General features: G+C 37.0%; 18 protein-coding genes and 5 tRNA genes. All 23 read left to right on the top strand.

The genetic code is table 11. The features are described 5' to 3' along the window. Positions 1 to 8 precede the first annotated feature (8 nt). The 23 genes from DSM02_RS20665 to rplL all read left to right on the top strand — a co-directional run bounded on the left by DSM02_RS20665 (position 9) and on the right by rplL (position 15,152). Positions 9 to 533: a DUF2851 family protein gene (locus DSM02_RS20665; protein WP_262707840.1), complete on the top strand. Its 525-nt coding sequence runs from the start codon at positions 9 to 11 to the stop codon at positions 531 to 533. Positions 534 to 838: 305 nt separating this feature from the next. After that, a complete protein-coding gene (locus DSM02_RS05250) occupies positions 839 to 1,057 on the top strand; it encodes a PspC domain-containing protein (RefSeq protein WP_128762407.1) in 219 nt (72 codons plus the stop codon). A gap of 6 nt (positions 1,058 to 1,063) precedes the next feature. Continuing rightward, positions 1,064 to 2,071 (top strand): potassium channel family protein, encoded by a 1,008-nt coding sequence (locus tag DSM02_RS05245; RefSeq protein WP_164918238.1) that lies wholly within the window; start codon positions 1,064 to 1,066, stop codon positions 2,069 to 2,071. A gap of 92 nt (positions 2,072 to 2,163) precedes the next feature. Beyond that, positions 2,164 to 3,846: an alanine/glycine:cation symporter family protein gene (locus DSM02_RS05240; RefSeq protein WP_128764653.1), complete on the top strand. Its 1,683-nt coding sequence runs from the start codon at positions 2,164 to 2,166 to the stop codon at positions 3,844 to 3,846. A gap of 350 nt (positions 3,847 to 4,196) precedes the next feature. Beyond that, positions 4,197 to 5,861, top strand: a complete 1,665-nt coding sequence (locus tag DSM02_RS05235; RefSeq protein WP_128764652.1) for an alanine/glycine:cation symporter family protein — start codon at positions 4,197 to 4,199, stop codon at positions 5,859 to 5,861. A 153-nt stretch (positions 5,862 to 6,014) separates the two neighbouring features. Beyond that, a complete protein-coding gene (locus DSM02_RS20315; RefSeq protein WP_164918237.1) occupies positions 6,015 to 6,176 on the top strand; it encodes a hypothetical protein in 162 nt (53 codons plus the stop codon). 186 nt (positions 6,177 to 6,362) lie between these two features. Further along, positions 6,363 to 6,797: a ComEA family DNA-binding protein gene (locus DSM02_RS05230; protein WP_128764651.1), complete on the top strand. Its 435-nt coding sequence runs from the start codon at positions 6,363 to 6,365 to the stop codon at positions 6,795 to 6,797. Positions 6,798 to 6,812: 15 nt separating this feature from the next. Further along, positions 6,813 to 7,982, top strand: coding sequence for an acyl-CoA dehydrogenase family protein (locus DSM02_RS05225; protein WP_128764650.1), 1,170 nt, complete (start codon positions 6,813 to 6,815; stop codon positions 7,980 to 7,982). 90 nt (positions 7,983 to 8,072) lie between these two features. After that, complete coding sequence (rpsU, locus tag DSM02_RS05220; RefSeq protein WP_028377788.1) at positions 8,073 to 8,267, top strand: 30S ribosomal protein S21; 195 nt, start codon at positions 8,073 to 8,075, stop codon at positions 8,265 to 8,267. A gap of 381 nt (positions 8,268 to 8,648) precedes the next feature. Continuing rightward, positions 8,649 to 9,539, top strand: coding sequence for a tyrosine-type recombinase/integrase (locus tag DSM02_RS05215; protein WP_128764649.1), 891 nt, complete (start codon positions 8,649 to 8,651; stop codon positions 9,537 to 9,539). A gap of 43 nt (positions 9,540 to 9,582) precedes the next feature. Continuing rightward, on the top strand, positions 9,583 to 9,885 hold the full coding sequence (gene hpf, locus DSM02_RS05210; RefSeq protein WP_128762401.1) for a ribosome hibernation-promoting factor, HPF/YfiA family: 303 nt from the start codon (positions 9,583 to 9,585) through the stop codon (positions 9,883 to 9,885). A gap of 97 nt (positions 9,886 to 9,982) precedes the next feature. After that, positions 9,983 to 10,056: transfer RNA gene (locus DSM02_RS05205), tRNA-Thr, on the top strand. Between the two features lie 97 nt (positions 10,057 to 10,153). After that, positions 10,154 to 10,236, top strand: a tRNA-Tyr gene (locus DSM02_RS05200). Positions 10,237 to 10,294: 58 nt separating this feature from the next. Further along, positions 10,295 to 10,367: transfer RNA gene (locus DSM02_RS05195), tRNA-Gly, on the top strand. Positions 10,368 to 10,535: 168 nt separating this feature from the next. Beyond that, positions 10,536 to 10,607 (top strand) — tRNA-Thr (locus tag DSM02_RS05190). Positions 10,608 to 10,745: 138 nt separating this feature from the next. Beyond that, positions 10,746 to 11,933 (top strand): elongation factor Tu, encoded by a 1,188-nt coding sequence (gene tuf / locus DSM02_RS05185; RefSeq protein WP_128762400.1) that lies wholly within the window; start codon positions 10,746 to 10,748, stop codon positions 11,931 to 11,933. Positions 11,934 to 12,033: 100 nt separating this feature from the next. Beyond that, positions 12,034 to 12,106: transfer RNA gene (locus DSM02_RS05180), tRNA-Trp, on the top strand. Positions 12,107 to 12,194: 88 nt separating this feature from the next. Then, positions 12,195 to 12,392 (top strand): preprotein translocase subunit SecE, encoded by a 198-nt coding sequence (secE, locus tag DSM02_RS05175; protein WP_128762399.1) that lies wholly within the window; start codon positions 12,195 to 12,197, stop codon positions 12,390 to 12,392. Between the two features lie 10 nt (positions 12,393 to 12,402). Beyond that, positions 12,403 to 12,963 (top strand): transcription termination/antitermination protein NusG, encoded by a 561-nt coding sequence (nusG, locus tag DSM02_RS05170; RefSeq protein ID WP_128762398.1) that lies wholly within the window; start codon positions 12,403 to 12,405, stop codon positions 12,961 to 12,963. A 69-nt stretch (positions 12,964 to 13,032) separates the two neighbouring features. Beyond that, a complete protein-coding gene (gene rplK, locus DSM02_RS05165) occupies positions 13,033 to 13,470 on the top strand; it encodes a 50S ribosomal protein L11 (protein WP_009781168.1) in 438 nt (145 codons plus the stop codon). 21 nt (positions 13,471 to 13,491) lie between these two features. Continuing rightward, positions 13,492 to 14,190 (top strand): 50S ribosomal protein L1, encoded by a 699-nt coding sequence (rplA, locus tag DSM02_RS05160; protein WP_128764648.1) that lies wholly within the window; start codon positions 13,492 to 13,494, stop codon positions 14,188 to 14,190. Positions 14,191 to 14,200: 10 nt separating this feature from the next. Next, on the top strand, positions 14,201 to 14,722 hold the full coding sequence (rplJ, locus tag DSM02_RS05155) for a 50S ribosomal protein L10 (RefSeq protein WP_128764647.1): 522 nt from the start codon (positions 14,201 to 14,203) through the stop codon (positions 14,720 to 14,722). A 55-nt stretch (positions 14,723 to 14,777) separates the two neighbouring features. Next, a complete protein-coding gene (gene rplL / locus DSM02_RS05150; protein WP_128764646.1) occupies positions 14,778 to 15,152 on the top strand; it encodes a 50S ribosomal protein L7/L12 in 375 nt (124 codons plus the stop codon). Positions 15,153 to 15,158 lie beyond the last annotated feature (6 nt).

The following is a 15,158-nucleotide window of genomic DNA, read 5'->3' as shown; positions in this document are numbered from 1 at the left end:
AAAAATAGATCGCTAGCAAAAATGGTAATTGGGAAGCAGTTTTGTTTGCAATGCTTGCCCGTAACTTTGGTACAGTAATCAATGCCGATGCTTTTGAAGCTTTAGCTTCAGTTTTAGATTTTAAAATCATAAGAAAATTAGGTTTACAAAAAGATCAATTGGAGATTGTATTGCTAGGACTTGCAGGATTATTGTCGGAAACAGCAGAAGAACAAGAGCCTGGAAGCTGGAAGGAAGAATGTGAATACAATAAGCATAAGTATCAGCTAGTTACTGGAATTAATCAAAAAGTGCAGTTCTACAAATTGCGACCGCCTAATTTTCCTACTATTCGATTGTCTCAACTCGCTCAATTTTATGAGCAGCGTACTGATTTGTTCAGTTTAGTTATAGCTGCAAAAACGAGAGCCCAAGTGCAAGAGTTATTTAAAATAGAGACTTCTTTCTATTGGGAAACACAGTATTACTTTGGCAAGATTCATAAAAGCGATCTAAATAAATACTCCGGCATTTATAAATATCTTAATAATTAATACTCTGACACCTATAAAGTTTGCAACCGCAAAAGCTCAGGGTCAATTAATAGAAGTAGAATTAGTTAAATTAATGCTCAACCTTCCGCAGGAGAAAAATTCCATAATGAATTGCTTTTCAAAATCGAGAGAAACTAAGAAAGATGCCTTGCATAGTCAGGCGTTGATTCAGCTAAAAAAAATGTATTGTGATCAAAATCAATGTTTGCATTGTCAGATACGTAATTATTTGCTTAATGAAGCGATATAATCAACCAAAGGCTTTATTTTAGCAGATATACGTTTTGTAAATAAGAATAGTTGTTATGCATAAATTGCGTCATTTTTTTGAAAGAAACGGATTCTACGTTTCGTCTCGACTGGCAGACCGAATGGGAATACGTGCTAAGAATGTGCGTTTGTTCTTCATTTATCTTTCATTTGCTACTGCAGGTTTGGGATTTGCTTTTTATCTTGTTTTAGCCTTCTGGCTTAAGCTTAAAGATTTGGTTTATACAAAACGTACATCTGTATTTGATTTGTAAAAAACTATGCTTACCATTTTTAAAAACCGAATTTATATTGCCTTACTGCTTATTGTAAGTATGCTGGCAATGGGGGTTTTCGGTTTTCGATTTTTTGCAGAGTACACTTGGACCGATGCGGTTTATATGACTATGATTACCATTAGCACCGTAGGATTTGGAGAAGTGCAGCCCCTCAACGATACCGCAAAAATTTTTACAGTAATATTAATTTTGGTAAGTGTGGTCGTTCTGGGTTATGCGATCTCTATTATAACAGAATATATTTTAAGCCGAAGTAATTTTGAACTTATAAAACAGCGCAGCGTGCAGAAGAAAATAGATAAACTCAATAATCATGTGATCATCGTAGGTTATGGCCGTAATGGTAAGCAGGCCGCACAAAAGTTAATGACCTATCACAAGCCTTTTGTTATCATAGAGTTGGATGAAGAGGTGGTACATAAATTTCAATCTGAAGAAGTAAATTTTGTTACCGGTAATGCCAATGAAGATGAGGTTCTTATAAAAGCAGGGGTGGAGCGCGCTGCAACTTTAATATCTGCATTGCCTAATGATTCTGATAATTTATTTGTGGTGCTTTCTGCACGGCAAATTAATTCTAAAATGAAAATTATAAGTAGAGCTTCTGAAGAGACAACGTATCAAAAACTAAAATTTGCTGGCGCAAACAATGTGATAATGCCAGATAAAATAGGTGGTGATCATATGGCTTCACTGGTTGTTGTGCCTGATTTGCTGGAGTTTATAGATCATTTGCAGGTAGCGACCGGTGGGCGGGTAAATGTTCAGCAAATAAATTATGATGCTGTTTGTCCTGATCACGAGAGTCGTACTATACGAGATATTGACCTAAGAAATCGTACGGGTTGTTCTATCATAGGCTATAAGTCACCTGACGGAAATTATATCATCAATCCCGAAGCTTCTTTAATGCTCGAAAGAGATTCTATACTCATTGTAATAGGAAGACCAGAACAGATCGAAAAATTACATAAAGAATTTGCGATTTAGTAGTATGTTTACAGCTTGTCGAAGAAAGCGGTGAAAATAATGTAACGTTTTTCGCTTTATTCTAGTTTTAATTTAACGATTTTGCTTTTTTTATGAAACACCTATTCGCTTCCGTTTTTATCTTTTTTTCGGTTTTCCAGGTTGCAGCTCAAGAGGTTGAGGTTGGAATAGATCAAAAAATTGATCAGGCTTTTGCGCCTATTTCAGATTTCTTTTCAAATATAATTTTCTTTAATGTATTTGGAATTCCTTTCGTGCTAATTCTTCTTGTTTTTAGTGCATTTTTCTTTACTATTCGTTTCGGTTTTCCAAACTTCAGATATTTCTGGCGTGCAATTCAGACAGTACGTGGTAAATATGAAGATATAGAAAATCATGGTGCTCAGGTTTTATATGGTGAAAATGGTATTGCAAACGGGGTTGATTTAAACAAAGTAGATCTTGAGCAGCATATAGAAACGCTTGATGATGATTTAGCTATTGATGGGGATATTGTTGATACCATTAGAGATGAATCTTCTGCAGGAGAAATGAGCCACTTTCAGGCTTTGGCAACTGCAGTTTCTGGCACAGTAGGTAACGGTAACATTGCGGGTGTAGCCCTTGCAATTGCTTTAGGAGGCCCTGGAGCAACATTCTGGATGGTTGTTTGTGGACTGATGGGGATGTCAACCAAGTTTGTAGAATGTACCTTGGGAGTTCAATACCGTGATATAGGTGAAGATGGTACAGTATATGGTGGGCCAATGTATTACCTGACTAAAGGATTAAAAGAAAAAGGCTTTGCGACCTTAGGGAAAATAGCTGCAGTGATTTTTGCTGTTTTTTGTATCGGTAATTCTTTTGGTGGTGGTAATGCCGCACAGAGTAATCAAGCAACTATTGTATTGAAAGAATTGTTTAATCTGCAAAGTGCAGGTGCCGGTTTCTGGATTGGTGTTGTGATAGCGGTTTTAGTTGGTATTATCGTTATTGGTGGGATCAAGCGTATTGCACAGGTTACTGAAAAAGTAGTTCCATTTATGGCAATTATGTATTTAGGAGCTTGTATTTATATCGTGGGATCTAATTATACATTGATAGATGATGCTTTTACTCTAATAATGGAAGAGGCTTTCAAACCTACAGCAATAGGTGTAGGTGGGTTTATAGGTGTTCTCTTAGTAGGTTTTAAAAGAGCAGCATTTTCTAATGAAGCGGGAGCTGGTTCTGCATCTATCGCACACTCAGCAGTACGTACGAAGTACTCTGCGAGTGAGGGATTAGTTGCTTTATTAGAGCCGTTTATTGATACGGTAGTGATTTGTACAATGACTGCGCTAGTTATCATTATTTTTAATTTTGGCGGTTACTTTGAATACGGAGGTGATGGCTCAGGAGCTGTAATTATTGATGGTCTTTCTTATGAAGGAGCTGGTATTACATCAAAAGCTTTTCACGAGTATATTCCTTTTTCAAATGTATTTTTAACAATAGCGGTGGTTTTATTTGCAGTATCTACCATGATCTCTTGGTCGTACTATGGTTTGCAGTCCTGGAAATTTCTTTTCGGAAGAGGCAAGGCCGCTGATCTTGTATATAAGGTCTTATTTCTAATATTTGTAGTAATTGGTGCTGCAGCAAATATGGGGTCGATCTGGGCATTCTCTGATGCTATGGTTTTTGCAATGATCTTTCCCAATATGGTAGGATTATTCTTTTTATTTCCTGTGGTAAAGAAACAGTTAGACAGATATCTCGCCGCAATTAAATTGAAAAAAGAGGCAATCAATTAATTTCGATTAATAAAAATTACCATTTTTAAGGCCCTGTTTGATTAGTATCAAATAGGGCTTTTTTTGCATTCTTACACAATAGTGTCTAAACAATAATTTTAAGTAATAAGCTGAGTGATTCGTTGAATGATTCTTTGTAAATAGAGACTTTCTCTTCTTTTTTAACGAGGTTTACCTTTGAAAAAGGCTATTTTTTTAGCATCTTGCTGGCTTTACTCGAAAAATCGAGATTATGGCTTCAAAGCATCCCGATAGCATTTTGATGCTTTGAAGTAATTTGTTTTTTATTTAATGCTTTGTGGATTTTCCTCAAGGTTTTTTACTCCAAATTTTATTTTAAAAATATTCTTATGAAGAAAATTATTTTTTCAATTTGTTGTCTAATTTTTCCCTTTCTGACATTCGCTCAAGAAGAAATGAGCATGGGGGAATCTATAAATGCAGCTTTCGAAAAATATACGACGCCCATTGTAGACACCATAATGTATCCTATAGTTATAGCCGGAAAAGAATTACCTATCGTAATTCTTATTTTGCTTTTAGGGGCTTTGTTTTTTACAATTTATTTTAAGGGTGTTAACCTTAGATACTTTAAAGATAGTATTAAAACAGCTTGGGGGAAATATGATGATTTAGATCATTATGTGCCTGCAGATGAAGAAATCACTGTTGAAGATGGAAAAGTAAAAGATACTGTTAAGCTTACTGGCGAAGTTCAAGGTGAGGTAACACATTTTCAGGCTTTAACAGCATCTCTTTCTGCAACGGTAGGTCTTGGTAATATCGCTGGTGTTGCGGTTGCAATTGCACTGGGTGGTCCGGGAGCTACGATATGGATGATCGTAGCAGGGCTTTTAGGTATGGCTTCAAAGTTTGTGGAGTGTACGTTAGGTGTAAAATATCGTGAAATAGATGAAAATGGTAGAACCTACGGTGGTCCTATGTATTACCTTTCTAAAGGTTTAAAAGAAAAAGGGCTAGGAGGCCTTGGTAAAGTGACTGCGGTAGTATTTGCTATTTTCTGTATCGGGGGGTCTTTTGGTGGCGGAAATATGTTTCAATCTAATCAGGCTTCGTCACAGTTGATACAAATGACCGGTTGGGATAATCCTAACGCAGGATTGTATCTAGGTTTGATAATGGCTGCAATTATTGGGTTGGTGATTATAGGTGGTATAAAGCGTATTGGTTCTTTTACCGAAAAAGTGGTGCCATTTATGGCTATTGTATACGTTCTTGCAGGTTTTATTATCATTGCTATTAATATAGATATGGTGGGCTTTGCTTTAGGTCAGATATGGGATGGCGCAATGAACCCTAATGCAGCCTTTGGAGGTGTGGTAGGAGTTCTTATTGTAGGTTTTCAAAGAGCAGCGTTTTCTAATGAGGCTGGTGTAGGTTCTGCTGCAATTGCACATTCTGCTGTTAAAACACGTTACCCGGCTAGTGAAGGCCTTACGGCTTCAATTGGTCCCTTTGTAGATACCGTGATCATCTGTACAATGACTGCCGTTGTTATTATTATCACAAACGCAAAGCACAACCTGTTTACATATGGTAATCTCGATGCAGCAAGTAACGTAATGCTTAATGCAACTAACGAACCTATCAATGGAGTGGATTTGACTTCAGTAGCATTTGACTCGGCTATTCCATACTTCTCTATTGTTCTTACTATTGCAGTTGTATTATTTGCAATTTCAACTGCAATTTCTTGGTCTTATTACGGATTGCAATCATGGAAATATTTATTTGGAAAAGGAAGGGTTCAGGACATTACTTACAAAGTATTATTTTTAGCCTTTATAATAGTAGGTGCTTCATCGAGTTTAGGAGCAGTTATCGCATTCTCAGATGCAATGATCTTTGCGATGGTATTTCCTAACATTATCGGTTTGGTATTACTGTCTCCTAAAGTTAGAAAAGAATTACAAGCATATCTTAATGCCATTAAAATTGGCCGAATGGATGCTGTTATAGATAAAGATTCAAAAAAGACTAAAGAAGCTTCTTAACAAAATAATTCTCTTATGAATTTAAAATCCCATTTCTTTCTGGATAACAGACAAAGAAGTGGGATTTTGCTTTTGGTGCTGGTTTTAATTGCTTGTTTGGGAGTCTATTTTGGATAACTCCAAATGCTTTTTATAAACCAGAAGCATTAACAGATGAAGAGCTTCAGATATTTGAAGCAATTAATGTTAGCGGAATCCCAGCCGAAAATCTATCCATTCAATCCTAATTTCATAACTGATTACAAAGGCTATACTTTAGGAATGCGTATGGTTGAAATAGATAAGTTATTACGCTTTCGTGAAAAGGATCAGTAGATTAATTCTGCTGATGATTTTCAGAAAGTAACTGGTGTTTCAGATTCTTTATTACAAACAATCGCACCCTACTTTAAATTTCCGGAATGGGTTACAAATTCCAAACCTAAAGCTTCAAAAACTAGTTTTTCATACTCAGAAGAAAAACCTAAAAGCGATTTAAATAAGGCAGATTTTAAATCTTTAATGGGTATTAAAGATTTAGATGAGGTTGTTGTAAAACGCCTGTTGAGTTGTAGGAAAAAACTGGGAGGTTTTCTTGAGGATAATCAGCTTTATGACATTTATGGTACTTCAAAAAGTCAGGTGTACGCCATTAAAGATCAGTTTACGGTTCAGTCAAAACCAGACATACAGTTGATTGACGTGAATGCCGCTAATGCATCAGATCTCTCAACAGTTCCATTTATAACTTTTGAAAGCGCAAGAGATATTATAGATTACCGTCTGCTGCATAAGGGAATTAATGATCTTGATGAGCTCCTCAAAATAGACGGAATAACCTCCTATAAATTAGAGCGAATTAAATTATATTTGTCATCCAACCAAAATGGAGAAGGCATTACTGAGAATTACGCATATTTGGCTTGTAAAGCTTCCTTTCCGATTGCCTTATATTAAATTAAAGTATACTAGATGAATAATGTTTTTTTTTCGGAAGAGCATCAGCTCTTTAGAGAAAGTCTGAGAGAATTTTTGCAAAAGGAAGTTGTTCCACATATTGAAAAATGGGAGCAGACGGGTAATATAGATCGCTTTATCTGGACAAAGATGGGAGAGATGGGCTATTTTGGTTTAGCCGCTCCTGAAGAATATGGTGGGCTCGATCTTGATATTTTCTACACTGTTATTTTTCTTGAAGAATTACAACGCATCAATAGTGGTGGTTTTGCTGCTGCAATGTGGGCACATGCCTATTTAGCGATGACGCATTTAAAAGTTGAAGGTTCACCAGCGATTAAAGAAAAATATTTAACGCCTAGTATTCTTGGTGAAAAAATAGGCTGTTTATGTATCACAGAACCCTTTGGTGGTTCTGATGTTGCAGGAATGCGTAGTACAGCTGTTTTAAAGGGAGATCATTATATTTTAAATGGTTCAAAAACTTTTATTACAAATGGGGTATATTCAGATTATTTAATTGTTGCTGCGAAGACAACTCCTGAGAAGGGAAATAAAGGTCTGAGTATTTTTGTAATAGATAGAGATACAGAAGGAATAAGTGCTACAAAATTAGACAAACTGGGTTGGAGAGCTTCAGATACGGGAGAGATAGCGTTTTCTGATGTGAAAATTCCTGTTGAAAATCTAATGGGAGAAGAGGATAAAGGCTTCTCTTATATTATGCAGCATTTTGCTTTAGAGCGTTTGATAATGGGTGTAAATGCACACGCACGTGCTGAGTATGCTTTAGAGTATACATTAGGATATATGTCAGACCGTATCGCTTTTGGCAAAACCTTAGATAAATTTCAGGCATTGAGGCATACTGTGGCAGAGATGGCAAGTGAAGTGGAGATGGTGAAGTCATTTAACTATGCAATTGCTAATAATCTTTATAGTGGCGATTATGTAGTTAAGGAGGCTAGCATGTCTAAATTGCTTGCAACTAAAATCGCAGATGATGTGATTTATAAATGCTTGCAGATGTTAGGAGGGTATGGCTATATGGAAGATTATCCGCTAGCGAGAATGTTTAGAGATAGTAGGTTAGGTCCGATAGGTGGCGGTACGTCTGAGATTTTAAAAGAGATTATTGCTAAGATGGTAATAGATAAAAAAGAATATAAGCCTGCGGCGAAATAATTAAATTTAAAACCGCTTGTTAGTTTTAAAGTTTAAACTATCTTTGCGGCCTGAAAACTGAAAAGAATTTTAAAGAAAGGAGGTACCACTATGTTAATTATACCAGTAAAAGACGGAGAAAATATCGATAGAGCGCTGAAGCGTTTCAAAAGAAAATTTGATAGAACGGGAACAATGCGTAAGCTGCGTGATCGTCAAGCTTTCACAAAACCTTCTGTTTCACGTAGAAGAGAAATTCAGAAAGCATCTTATATTCAAGGGCTTCGCGATCAAGAGAATATTTAATATTCCGTCGGTGAGATTAGTTCTTGCCAGGGATTATTAACAGAGAGACTAATCCTCTTTCAAAATATTAAATCTGCTAAGAGTAATCTTAGCAGATTTTTTTTTGTTTTATAATTAGGCTTCGAGGTGATTGTTGCGCTGGGTTTATTACTCATTAAATTGAATTCTGGAGGTGTCTTATAAACAATTATTCGTGATTCTCTGTGGTTGTAAATAAGCTATTTAAAAGGTAGTGGTGCTTATAGGTGCGTCAAAAGTCAGCCCATATTCATACCATTTTCGCCTACAGATTTTGTGGTAAAGTGTGGTTGGGCTGTGGTTTCAGTGTGGTGTCATTATGCTTTTACTTGGGAAATGAGTATCTTTCTTTAAAACTAAATTATGCAGATCAAATCGTTTGTTGACTATTTAGAGCTGGAGAAAAATTACAGTAAGCATACTTTATTGGCATATACAAATGATCTTGAAGTTTTTTTTAAGTTTCTTGAAGCTGAGTTTGGTGTAGAATCTGCGAATGAAGTAGAATACACCTATGTGAGGTCTTGGATTGTCACGCTTTCTGATTCTGGTTTGACACATAGAAGTATAAATAGAAAAATAGCTTCTCTGAAAGCTTTTTTTAAATTTTTGCAGAGAACGGGAGGTGTAGAGGTTAATCCGTTAGCAAAACATAAATCTTTAAAAATTAAAAAAGAGATACAAGTTCCTTTCTCTAATAAGGAAATAGATTCGGTTATAAATAATTTAGCCAATGCTCAGGAATTTTCTGAATCTCGTGATTTCCTGATTGTGTCGTTGTTTTACGCTACCGGAATAAGACGAAGTGAGTTGATTGATTTAAAAACTTCTGATGTTGATTTTAATTCGCACACTATAAAAGTACTAGGAAAACGTAACAAAGAGCGAATTATTCCTATGATCAGTTGGTTAGAAGATGGAATAAAACGATATCAAGAATTGCTTTCAAACAAAGGCTTTGATAAAAATGAAGAGAATTTATTGCTCACAGATAAGGGTGCTAAATTATATGAAACGTTTGTTTACCGAACGATAAATCGTTATTTTAGTAAGGTGTCCCGAAAAATCAAAACGAGTCCGCATGTGCTTCGGCATACCTTTGCGACTCATTTGCTTAATAATGGGGCAGATTTAAATGCTGTTAAAGAATTATTAGGGCACGCTAGTTTAGCTGCTACCCAGGTTTACACGCATACAAGTATGGCAGAGTTGGGAAGGGTCTACCAAAAAGCGCACCCCAGAAATTCTAAATAACAGTAGAATTTAACCAATTAGTAACCCTTTAATATGTGGATCTATGAAAGTAAATGTGCAAACACCCCATTTTGTAGCAGATCAAAAGCTGATTAATTTTATTCAGAAAAAGATGAATAAGCTTGAACAATTTTATGATCACGTAATTTATGCAGATGTTTTTTTAAAAGTTGAAAACACAAGCACTAGGCAGAACAAAATCGTCGAAATTTTGCTAAGTGTTCCAGGTAACGAATTGATAGTGAAAAAACAAGCAAAATCATTTGAGGAAGGAGCTGATAGCTGTGCACAATCTTTAGAGCGATTATTGGTTAAGCGAAAACAAAAAATTAGGGCTACAGCCTGAAAAAAAATAAAAAAAAGTTTTGTGGATTATAAATTTATTCTACATTTGCACTCCGTTAGAAATAGCGGAGTTTTTTACACTTAGAAAAGTGATAAAGGCCGATGTAGCTCAGCTGGCTAGAGCAGCTGATTTGTAATCAGCAGGTCGTGGGTTCGAGTCCCTCCATCGGCTCTTTTTAAAGTTCTTTTAGATCGAAGTAAAGATTGTTTTTAGAGCTTGCGTGGAGCGCAGTCGAAGCGTTTTTTGAAATACTGATAATACCAATATTGGGGAGATACTCAAGCGGCCAACGAGGACAGACTGTAACTCTGTTGTCATTAGACTTCGCAGGTTCGAATCCTGCTCTCCCCACAATTATTTTTTTTATTTGTGCTAATTAATAAATTTTTATTAATTTTGGCGCCGCAATGCGGGAGTAGCTCAGTTGGTAGAGCGTCAGCCTTCCAAGCTGAATGTCGCCGGTTCGAACCCGGTCTCCCGCTCTAAATAGCCTCCTTTGTTGAGGGTATTTAAAATCGGATTTTTCGATTTGTTTAAACCAAACCTGATAGGCTTTGGTTATAGTCATTTATGACTTTTGTTAGCCCTTTAGCTGAGTAGGTCAGCCCGGGCAATTCAGACTTCGGTCGTTTTGAATGGGAAATTTATAAGCCGACGTAGCTCAGGGGTAGAGCGTTTCCTTGGTAAGGAAGAGGCCACGGGTTCAAATCCCGTCGTTGGCTCAATAGCAGTCGCTGCTACTTAAACGGGTGCCTATGGCGCTCAGTTTTTTGTGCGTTTTAGTAAAACCATATAGCTGGCGTGTCAGGTAAGTTTAAAATTAAACACTAATAATAACTAAGATTAAAATTATTTAAATCATGGCAAAGGCAACATTTGATCGTTCCAAACCTCACTTAAATATTGGTACTATAGGGCACGTTGACCACGGTAAAACTACCTTAACTGCTGCTATTACTACTGTACTTGCTAACGCAGGTCTTTCTGAATTAAGAAGTTTTGACTCTATTGACAACGCTCCTGAAGAAAAAGAAAGAGGTATTACTATTAACACTTCTCACGTAGAGTATGCTACGGCTAACCGTCACTATGCGCACGTTGACTGTCCGGGTCACGCGGATTACGTAAAAAACATGGTAACTGGTGCTGCTCAAATGGATGGTGCTATTCTTGTTGTTGCTGCAACTGATGGTCCTATGCCACAAACTCGTGAGCATATCCTTCTTGGTCGTCAGGTAGGTATTCCTCGTATTGTTGTATTCATGAATAAAGTGGATATGGTTGATGATGAGGAGCTTCTTGAGCTAGTTGAGATGGAGGTTAGAGATCTTCTTAGTTTCTATGAGTATGATGGTGACAATGGTCCTGTTGTTCAGGGGTCTGCTTTAGGTGGATTGAATGGTGAGCAAAAATGGGTTGATAAGATTATGGAGCTTATGGATGCTGTAGATAATTGGATTGAATTGCCTGCTCGTGATGTTGATAAGCCTTTCTTGATGCCTATTGAAGATGTATTCTCTATTACTGGTCGTGGTACTGTTGCTACTGGTCGTATTGAAACTGGTGTTGCTAATACTGGAGATCCTGTTGAGATCATAGGTATGGGGGCAGAAAAACTTACTTCTACTATTACTGGAGTTGAGATGTTCCGTAAGATACTAGATAGAGGTGAAGCTGGAGATAACGTAGGTATCTTATTGAGAGGTATTGAAAAGTCACAGATCACTCGCGGTATGGTTATTACTAAGCCAGGTTCTGTAACTCCTCACTCTAAGTTTAAAGCTGAGGTTTATATCCTTAAGAAAGAAGAAGGTGGTCGTCACACGCCATTCCACAATAACTACCGTCCGCAATTCTATGTGCGTACAACTGACGTAACTGGTAACATATCTCTTCCTGATGGAGTAGAAATGGTTATGCCGGGAGATAACTTGACTATTACTGTTGAGTTGATTCAGACAATTGCAATGAATGTAGGTCTTCGTTTTGCTATCCGTGAAGGTGGTAGAACAGTAGGTGCAGGACAGGTAACTGAAATTCTTGAATAATCACGAATTATAAGTTTTAAAGAATTAAGGCGTTCGTGTAAGCGAATGCCTTGATTTTTATAATAAAGAATAAGGTTTTCTTTTTTGAATATCTTGTTATACGGGTTTAGCTCAGTTGGTAGAGCACTGGTCTCCAAAACCAGGTGTCGGGAGTTCGAGCCTCTCAACCCGTGCAATGATCGAATTTCTTCGATTTCAATAATAAAGCTGCTTAGCGGTTTAATTTAAAAGGCAAAGTGTCTTTTTATAGAGTTAAATAATATGGCTGGATTAATTAATTACCTTCAGGAGTCTTACAACGAATTGAAAAATCACGTTACTTGGACTCCGCTTTCAGAAGCTCAACGTCTTACTGTTGTTGTAGTGGTTTTCACTATCATTTTTTCATTAGCAATTTGGGGAGTTGATACTGTTTTTAGTAGAGCTATTAAGGCGTATTTTAATCTGGTAGGAGCTTAAATTAATCACAATGGCTATAACAAACAATACCAAAGATAAAGACTGGTACGTGGTAAGGGCCGTAAGTGGTCAAGAAAACAAGGTTAAGGGGTATATCGAGCAAGAGATATCTCGTTTTAATCTTGAAGATTACATTGAGCAGGTTCTTGTTCCTACTGAGAAGGTTGTTCAGATCCGCAACGGTAAAAAAATTAATAAAGAGCGTGTTTACTTTCCGGGTTATATCATGATTCATGCGAATCTTGGAGGTGAAGTAACGCATATGATTAAGTCTATAAACGGTGTGATTGGTTTTTTAGGTGAGGTAAAAGGAGGAGATCCTGTGCCGCTTAGAACATCAGAGGTTAATAGGATGTTAGGTAAGGTTGATGAATTAGCTGTTAAAACAGATAATGTAGCGATACCTTTTGTTCTTGGAGAGACGGTGAAAGTTATAGATGGTCCTTTTAATGGTTTTAACGGTACTGTTGAAAACATCAATGAGGAAAAGCGTAAGCTTGAGGTGATGGTTAAGATCTTTGGAAGAAAGACTCCATTAGAGTTGAGTTATATGCAAGTTGAGAAAGTATAAGTGTTACACATATATTAGATATCGTTCTTCTGCTTCCACTAAAGAACATATCAAACTAAATTTTTAAAAATGGCAAAAGAAGTAAGTAAGGTTGTTAAGTTGCAAGTTAAGGGAGGTGCAGCAAATCCTTCCCCACCTGTTGGACCAGCTTTAGGTGCTGCCGGAGTTAATATTATGGAGTTTTGTAAGCAGTTTAATGCTAGAACTCAAGATAAAGCCGGTAAAGTACTTCCTGTAGTTATTACTGTTTATGGTGATAAGTCTTTTGACTTTGTGGTAAAAACACCACCAGCTGCCATCCAATTAATGGAAGCAGCTAAGATCAAAGGAGGTTCTGGTGAGCCTAACCGTAAAAAAGTTGCTAGTGTAACTTGGGATCAAATTAGAGCTATCTCTGAAGACAAAATGCCAGATCTTAACGCGTTTACAGTAGAAAGTGCGATGAGAATGGTTGCGGGAACTGCAAGGTCTATGGGAATAACTGTAAAAGGGCAGGCTCCTTTTTAACATCCAAAAAAGCAATTTAAAATGGCAAAAGTAACAAAGAAGCAAAAAGAAGCACGGGCTAAAGTAGATACAAGTTCTACCTATACATTGGCTGAAGCTTCTGCTTTAATAAAAGAAGTAAGCAAAGTAAATTTTGATCCTTCTGTTGACTTGGCTGTGCGTCTTAATGTAGATCCGCGTAAAGCGAATCAAATGGTTCGTGGAGTGGTAACACTTCCTCACGGAACTGGTAAAGATGTGAAGGTTCTTGCTCTGGTAACTCCAGATAAAGAAGCTGAAGCTAAAGAAGCGGGAGCTGACTTTGTAGGTCTTGATGAGTATTTAGAGAAAATCAAAGGCGGTTGGACAGATGTTGATGTGATCATCACTATGCCAAGCGTTATGGGTAAGTTAGGTCCTTTAGGACGTGTGTTGGGTCCTCGTGGCTTGATGCCTAACCCTAAAACCGGTACTGTAACTATGGATGTGGCAAAGGCTGTATCTGATGTTAAGGCTGGTAAGATTGACTTTAAAGTTGATAAGACAGGTATTGTACACGCAGCGATTGGTAAAGCGTCTTTTGATGCTGATAAAATTGCGGCTAATGCAAGAGAATTGATAACCACATTAGTAAAATTGAAGCCTACTGCATCTAAGGGTGTTTATATTAAAAGCATCTTTATGTCTAGTACTATGAGTCCTAGCGTTGAAGTAGATTCAAAACGTTTTGCTGAGCAGTAAAAGTTAAATTATGACAAGAGAAGAAAAATCACAAGTAATAGAAGATTTGACTGCGCAGTTGGCTGATAGTGCTCATATATATTTAGCAGACATTTCTGGTTTAAATGCAGAAACTACTTCTAGGTTGAGAAGAGCATGTTTTAAAGCAAACGTAAAACTAGCCGTGGTTAAAAATACATTGCTTGCAAAAGCAATGGAGAGCTCAGATAAAGATTTTGGTGAATTACCTGCTACTTTAAAAGGTAATACTTCAATTATGCTTTCTGAGACTGGTAACGCGCCAGCTAAGGTGATTAAAGAATTTCGTAAGAAATCTGACAAGCCTTTGCTTAAAGGAGCGTTTATTGAAGAGGCTATCTATATAGGTGACGAGCAATTAGACGCTTTAGTAGATATCAAGTCGAAAGAAGAACTTGTTGGGGAGATCGTTGGTCTACTTCAATCGCCTGCTAAGAACGTTATTAGCGCTCTTAAATCAGGAGGTTCAACAATCGCTGGCCTTGTTAAAACCCTTCAAGAAAGAGAAGGTTAATAAAGTACGCACTTAATAATTATAATAAAGAATTTTTTTTTAAAACGATAGAAAAATGGCAGATTTAAAAGATTTCGCAGAACAACTAGTTAACTTAACTGTAAAAGAAGTAAATGAGTTAGCTACTATTTTAAAAGATGAGTATGGTATCGAGCCTGCAGCAGCAGCTGTAGCTGTGGCTGGTCCTGCTGGAGGTGGTGATGACGCTGCTGAAGAGCAGACTGAATTTGATGTAATCCTTAAAGCCGCTGGTGGTTCTAAACTTGCAGTTGTAAAACTTGTAAAAGAATTAACTGGAGCTGGTCTTAAAGATGCAAAGGAGCTTGTTGATAACGCGCCAAGCCCAATTAAAGAAGGTATCGCTAAAGATGAAGCAGAGGCTATCAAATCTCAATTAGAAGAAGCTGGAGCTGAAGTTGAGCTTAAGTAAGCTTAA

It is taken from the genome of Leeuwenhoekiella polynyae, assembly GCF_004104075.1.
Classification (GTDB): Bacteria; Bacteroidota; Bacteroidia; order Flavobacteriales; family Flavobacteriaceae; genus Leeuwenhoekiella; species Leeuwenhoekiella polynyae.
This window is presented reverse-complemented; position numbering and strand designations above follow the sequence as displayed.